Source organism: Sphingomonas sp. (assembly GCF_031361285.1).
Classification (GTDB): Bacteria; Pseudomonadota; Alphaproteobacteria; order Sphingomonadales; family Sphingomonadaceae; genus Sphingomicrobium.
This window is the reverse complement of the sequence record NZ_JANMCO010000092.1, coordinates 1-3,026: the sequence shown is the minus strand read 5'-3', so window position 1 is coordinate 3,026 and position 3,026 is coordinate 1. Positions and strand designations below refer to the sequence as shown.

At 62.6% G+C, this 3,026-nt stretch carries 4 protein-coding genes; 2 read left to right on the top strand and 2 right to left on the bottom strand.

Annotation, left to right across the window (positions count from 1 at the left end; all coding sequences use genetic code 11):
* The coding region (locus tag RMO25_RS08905; protein WP_309662252.1) for a 5'-3' exonuclease H3TH domain-containing protein at window positions 1-1,149 on the bottom strand (1,149 nt) is incomplete at its 3' end.
* Window positions 1,150-1,231: 82 nt separating this feature from the next.
* Between RMO25_RS08905 and RMO25_RS08900 the strand changes: the two genes are divergently transcribed.
* Window positions 1,232-2,461: a sodium:proton antiporter gene (locus RMO25_RS08900; protein ID WP_309662251.1), complete on the top strand. Its 1,230-nt coding sequence runs from the start codon at window positions 1,232-1,234 to the stop codon at window positions 2,459-2,461.
* 39 nt (window positions 2,462-2,500) lie between these two features.
* On the top strand, window positions 2,501-2,680 hold the full coding sequence (locus tag RMO25_RS08895) for a hypothetical protein (RefSeq protein ID WP_309662250.1): 180 nt from the start codon (window positions 2,501-2,503) through the stop codon (window positions 2,678-2,680).
* On the opposite strand, the gene RMO25_RS08890 is transcribed toward RMO25_RS08895, so the two are convergent.
* The coding region (locus RMO25_RS08890; RefSeq protein ID WP_309662249.1) for an FGGY-family carbohydrate kinase at window positions 2,673-3,026 on the bottom strand (354 nt) is incomplete at its 5' end. The two genes, RMO25_RS08895 and RMO25_RS08890, sit on opposite strands and share 8 nt — an antisense overlap.

The window sequence follows — 3,026 nt, the reverse complement described above, 5'->3', positions numbered from 1 at the left end:
ATGCCCGACGGGGATGTAGCAAGCGCGGTTGGGGGCGGTGGCAAGGCTGATCCCGGCGAGCTTGGCGATCACGCAATCGATGGAATCGGTCTCGGTGTCGACTGCGATATAGCCATAGCCGCGCGCTTCCTCGATCCAGCGATCAAGCGCCGCTGCATCGGTCACCGTTTCATAACCTGATCGGTCGACCTCTATGACTTCCACTGCTGCTGGCGCCGGCGCCATGACGTCACTGCCGCTGCTCCGCACGACGGCTTCGCTGCCGCCGATCATCCGCGCCAGCAAGGTCTTGAACCCTTGCTCCTCCAGAAACTCTTTGAGCGGTTCCTTGGGAATGCCGGTCAGTGCCAAATCTTCGAGCGGCTCGGGCAGGGCTACATCGCACACCAGCCGCACCAGCTCGCGCGACAATCGCGCATTGTCGGCATGGTCGATCAAATTCTGTTTGAGCTTGGGTTTGGCGATCTGGTCGGTGCTGGCGAGCACCGTGGTGAGGTCGCCGAACTGCTGGATCAGCTGGGTCGCGGTCTTCGGGCCGACGCCGGGTACGCCCGGCACATTGTCGACGCTGTCGCCCATCAGCGCCAAAACATCGCCGACCAGCTCCGGCCCGACACCGAACTTGTCGTTGACATAGGCCTCATCGATCCGCCGGTCGTTCATCGTGTCGAACATGTCGACCGAACCGTCCTCGACCAATTGCATCAGATCCTTGTCGGAACTGACGATGGTCACCCGCCACCCCGCCTGTTTCGCCGCGGTCACATAGCAGGCGATGATGTCGTCGGCCTCCAGGCCTACGGTTTCGATGCACGGGATGCTGAAGGCGCGCGTCGCGGTGCGGATCAGCGGGAATTGCGGGACCAGATCTTCGGGCGCGGGTGGGCGGTTGGCCTTATACTGGTCGAACATGTCGTCGCGGTGGGTCTTGCCCGCGGCGTCGAGGATGACCGCCATATGGGTCGGCCCGTCAGCCTTGTTGAGGCTGTCGGCGAGCTTCCACAGCATCGCCGTATAGCCATAGACCGCTCCGACGTTCATCCCGTGGCGGTTGGTCAGCGGCGGCAGCCGATGATAGGCGCGAAAGATGTAGCTCGACCCGTCGACGAGATAGAGATGGTTGGCCGGTGGGGTTTGATCGTCAGACATGAACGGCGGGGTGTAGCAGGACGACCTGCAGATTCCAGCTTTGAGGTTGGCCCAACCCGCCCCTTCCGCTAGCCAAGACCTGATGGGGCCTCAAACACCAGTCAATCTCCCGTTACTTGGACTGATTCTCTTCGTGGCATCGCTGACCGCCATGTTCACGCGCCGCGTCGGCATGCCTTACAGCGTCGGATTGGTGGTCGCCGGTTTCATCCTGGCCCTGACACCGATTGGCACCGACCTGCAGCTGACGCCCGAATTGATCATGCTGGTTTTCTTACCGCCTTTGGTGTTCGAAGCCGCAATCCAGATCAATTGGCCGCCGTTCAAACGCGAATTGCCGCTCTTGCTCATGCTTGTCACCGTTGGCGTGCTGCTTGCCGCGGTATTGGTCGCGGGGGCGATGCATTTCCTTGCTGGCTGGAGCTGGCTGGCCGCACTTTTCTTCGGCGTGCTGATCTCCGCCACAGATCCGGTCTCGGTCATTGCCATGTTCAAGGAAGTCCGCGTCGAACATCGCCTTCATTTGATCGTGGAAGCGGAAAGCCTCTTAAATGACGGCGTCGCGGCGCTTGGGTTCGCGATTCTGCTAGGTATTTCCGCCGGAGCAGGCGCTGGTCTGGGTGAAATTAGCTTTGCGCTCGTCAAGATCGCCGTCGGCGGCACCCTATGCGGTCTCGCCATTGGCTGGGCCTGTTTGAAAATCGCCGGCAGAACGGAAGATCGGTTGGTTGAAATCAGCCTGACCATGATCGCCGCTTACGGCAGCTTTTGGCTCGCTGACTATTTCCACATGTCGGGAGTCCTAGCGACGCTTGCCGCCGGCATCCTGATCGGCAATTTTGGCAAGCTTGGTTCGATTTCAACGGCCGGGCGGCCGGCGCTTCTTACTTTCTGGGAATTTACCGCGTTCGTCGCCAACAGCTTCGTGTTTCTGCTGATCGGCGATGCCGAGGCCTCCCCGGCGCTCCTGGCCGCCATTCCGATCGCGGCGGTGGCAACCGTCGCCGCGCTCTTGGGCCGTGCTGTCACGGTCTACCCTTGCAGCCTCGCCTTTGCCCGCACGCGCCTCGCGGTACCCTGGAAATACAAGCATGTGCTTTTCTGGGGGGGCCTCAGGGGTGCCCTTGCCCTTGCGCTCGCGCTGGCGCTGCCCGTGACCCTGCCGGAGCGCGGCGAAGTCATCAGTGCGGCATTCCTGGTCGTCGCTTTTTCGATTCTGGTTCAGGGCCTGACCATGCCCATGCTCGTTCGCAAGCTTGGGCTCGTCCGGGAGCACGACGAAGTGAGCTTCCAACCCGACGACTGCTTGTGACGATTTGCCGGAGATGCCGGCAGTGAAGGGAGGCTAACCTTGGGCGAGAAGTTCGAACGTCACCGCCAGCCGTGGAAGCAGGACGAGATCCAGAAGCTCCATTTGCTCGCCGGCAAAGGCATGTCGGTCCGCGCCATCGCCAAGGCCCTGACCCGAAGCGAGGAATCGGTCCAGATCCGGGCAAAAGCCGACAAACTCACGATCAGCAAACTCAGGTAGCGCGGGGGCGCTCGAGCGTCCTGTCCACTGCGCTTGCCCAGCCCGCCAGCAGGTCTCGCCGAAGCCCGGCCGCCATCCTCGGTTCGAACCGCTCGGCCGGAACCCAGGTGCGAGCGAGCGCGGCAAGGTCCGGCCATAGGCCCGTCGCCAGCCCGGCATGGAAGGCAGCACCCAAAGCCGTCGTCTCGAGATTGGCCGGTCGCTCGACCGGCACCTCGACAATGTCGGCGAGGAACTGACAGAGCCAGGCGTTCGCCGCCATCCCGCCATCGACGCGCAAGGCGGCCGGCGCCGCACTGCCGTCGGCGACCATTGCTCGGACCAGATCGTGGCTCTGGTATGCCAC

What these genes read in the sequence shown, in the direction of transcription:
- RMO25_RS08900 (WP_309662251.1), top strand. Translation starts at nt 1,232, where the DNA reads ATGGGGCCTCAAACACCAGTCAATCTCCCGTTACTTGGACTGATTCTC.